This is a genomic window from Otoolea muris (assembly GCF_943193115.1).
GTDB lineage: Bacteria > Bacillota > Clostridia > Lachnospirales > Lachnospiraceae > Otoolea > Otoolea muris.
Window position 1 is genome coordinate 1 of sequence record NZ_CALPCY010000147.1, and the last position, 1,512, is coordinate 1,512.

Annotated in this window: 2 protein-coding genes; both read right to left on the bottom strand. The window is 47.8% G+C overall.

Features of this window, described 5'->3' with window-relative positions; genetic code table 11:
- Positions 1-70 precede the first annotated feature (70 nt).
- Positions 71-967, bottom strand: a complete 897-nt coding sequence (locus NFS31_RS26700) for an IS66 family transposase (protein ID WP_251502103.1) — start codon at positions 965-967, stop codon at positions 71-73.
- Between the two features lie 142 nt (positions 968-1,109).
- The gene (gene tnpB / locus NFS31_RS26705; RefSeq protein ID WP_251502105.1) at positions 1,110-1,394 is read right to left on the bottom strand and encodes an IS66 family insertion sequence element accessory protein TnpB; all 285 of its coding nucleotides are present in this window, start codon (positions 1,392-1,394) and stop codon (positions 1,110-1,112) included.
- Between the last annotated feature and the right edge of the window lie 118 nt (positions 1,395-1,512).

Consider the following 1,512-nt stretch of genomic DNA (forward strand, 5'->3'; position numbering starts at 1 on the left):
GAATCGTGATTTCCACAAAAACGGAACAATGATTTCCAAAGTCCGGACAGGTGATGTATTTCACCCCGGATTACTCACCGTCTTCGCCGCTGCGGAACAGCCACATGAAGGATTGCGTCTGTGCCCGGCGATCTTCTTCCTTCAATACCTGGACTCTGGTCTCATCTGCCATTGCGAAGCTGCGCTTCAGCAGTTCCCGGTGGAAATAGTCATACATTGGCTGAAAGTAATTCCTGGAGCAATAGATAATCCATCTGGCAAGTGTCGTCCTGCTGATCTGGGCGCCATACTGTTTCCAGTCTTTCTCCTGGCGATAAAGAGGGAGCCCATTGGCATACTTTTGATACATTGTCCATGCAACGGCAGATGCGGTCGCCGGGCCTTTTCCTACCAGAGCCTTCTGAACCTGAGACTTTACGATCACAGGTTTTTCCGTGTCTCCCAATCCTTCCTTACAGCACGGACATCCATAACTCTGGCTGTAGTATTCGATCACTTTGCATGTGGCCGGAATGAATTCCAGCTCACGGCGGACATACTCTTCGCCGATCAGAACCATCTGCGTACCGCAGACCGGGCAGACCTGATCTTCTTCCGGAAGAGGGATGACTACTTTTTCAACCTTCAAGCCTTTAAAAAGATCCTCATGGGTTGCTTTCTTCTTGCGGGTATGCTCTCGGACCATGGTCTCTTCTTCCAGCAGGGAAGGATCCTGTTCCACCTCCGCTTCATCAAAAAGGCGCTGCTGTCCCGGAATGTCATCGCTCCTTCTTTCGCTGGAGGAACCAAAAAGCTTTTTGGTAAGATAGTCCACCTGTTCCTGAAGGGCTTTTTCGTGGCTGGTTTTTTCGTCAATAACAAGACGGAGAGATCTGATCAGTTCCGTCTGCTCAGAAATCATTGTCTTCAGCTGTGTTATAGTGTCCTTCAGCTCTCGCAGCTGGATGTCTTTTGCACTGGAAGCCATCGTTCTCTCCTTGGATTTGATATCTTTATTATACCAGAAATACCTCCATTCCTAAAGGAAAACAAGGGCTGAAAAACGCTGAATTTATAAGGAAATCAGACATTTTTCTGTGCAGGATTTTTGCCGGGATCCAGATACTTTTTTACTCTGTTTTAAGTGCTTTTGGCTGGTCGATATCAATTCCTGACATCAGCCAGTCGAACTCCCTCCAGGAAAGATTCCGGACTTCCGACTGCTTCCTTGGCCATTGATAGCCGCCCCGGACAGACAGCCGTTTATAGATCAGAACAAAGCCATCCGGTTCACGGAACAGGGCTTTGATCCTGTCCCGTCTTCTTCCACAGAACAGGAAGAGCGCACTGGATGCCGGATCCATCTTAAGCTGGTCTTCGATGATGGCACAGAGCCCATCGATCGATTTGCGCATATCTGTATAGCCTGTTTATCCTTAAATTAAGATAATGCGGCTTATCCTTAAGACATTTTTATCCCCATCTTTTTGAAACTGCCCGTATCCTTGGTGTTTAAGCACAAAAAGATGAGGA

Bases quoted from the DNA above. Each gene is read 5' to 3' on its own strand.
- tnpB (WP_251502105.1), bottom strand. From the start codon at position 1,394: ATGCGCAAATCGATCGATGGGCTCTGTGCCATCATCGAAGACCAGCTT.
- NFS31_RS26700 (WP_251502103.1), bottom strand. From the start codon at position 967: ATGGCTTCCAGTGCAAAAGACATCCAGCTGCGAGAGCTGAAGGACACT.